This is a genomic window from Protofrankia sp. CiP1_Cm_nod3 (assembly GCF_982290655.1).
This window is the reverse complement of record NZ_CEVIVD010000229.1, coordinates 4,614-5,495: the sequence shown is the minus strand read 5'-3', so window position 1 is coordinate 5,495 and position 882 is coordinate 4,614. Positions and strand designations below refer to the sequence as shown.

Here is an 882-nt window from a genome sequence, read left to right as displayed (position 1 = left end):
AGCGAGGGCGGTGCTGTCGGGGGCGGTGCCGTCAGGGGCGGTGTGGACAGCACCTCCTCACGCCACTTCCGGCCCAGCATCCGCACCGGCGCGGGGTTGCAGCTCCGGGCCAGCGCCGCGGCCAGCTCCGGTGCCGTCGGCCGGCGGCCCGGGTCGTCCACCAGAGCGGGCGCGACAGCGACGGCAACCGCGGCCGCGGCCGGCCCGGTGGTGTGCGGCATCGCCGCCAGCAGCAGGCCCGCGAGGTCACCGACGTCCACCGGCGGGGTGGTGGGCGGGCCGCTGAGGCCGACGATGCCCGTCCCCGCCAGCACCGGCCGGCCGTTCGGCTCGAGCAGGACGTCGGCAAGATCGAGCCGGCCGTGCACCACACCCGCGGCATGCGCCGCGGCCAGCGCCTGGGCCAGCGGCAGCCCGACCGTCACCACCTCACCGGGCTCCAGCCGCTCCCGGACGCCGAGCAGCCGGCCCAGGTTGACCGCCCCGTCGACCGGCTCCGACACCACCGCGATCCCCTCGGATGTCGCGATCACGTCGATGACCGGGACGAGATGTGGGTGATCGAGCTCGACCAGCAGGCGCGCCGACCTCATGGCGGCCTCGCGGCCGGCCGCGTCCGGGGGCAGCCTGACCCGCCGGACCGTGCACTCGGCCCCGGTGGCCACGACCCGGCCGGCCCACACGTCCCCGGCGCCGGCATCCCGGACCCGGGCGCGCAGCACCACCCCGGGCACGGGAGGATCGGCCGGGTTCTCCCGTCCACCCCGGGAACCGGCGGAATCGTACATTGAGGTCACAAAAAGTGACGGTAAGCCGAAAAAGCCATTCTGTGCAGCCCTCCCCGGCAAACTGTGGATAACTCGCGCCGCAATCAGGTCCGCA

1 protein-coding gene is annotated in these 882 nt (G+C 74.9%); it reads right to left on the bottom strand.

Annotated features, from left to right (window positions below; all coding sequences use genetic code 11):
• The coding region (locus tag AC5LUJ_RS23255; protein WP_493465776.1) for a protein kinase at window positions 1–788 on the bottom strand (788 nt) is incomplete at its 3' end.
• Between the last annotated feature and the right edge of the window lie 94 nt (window positions 789–882).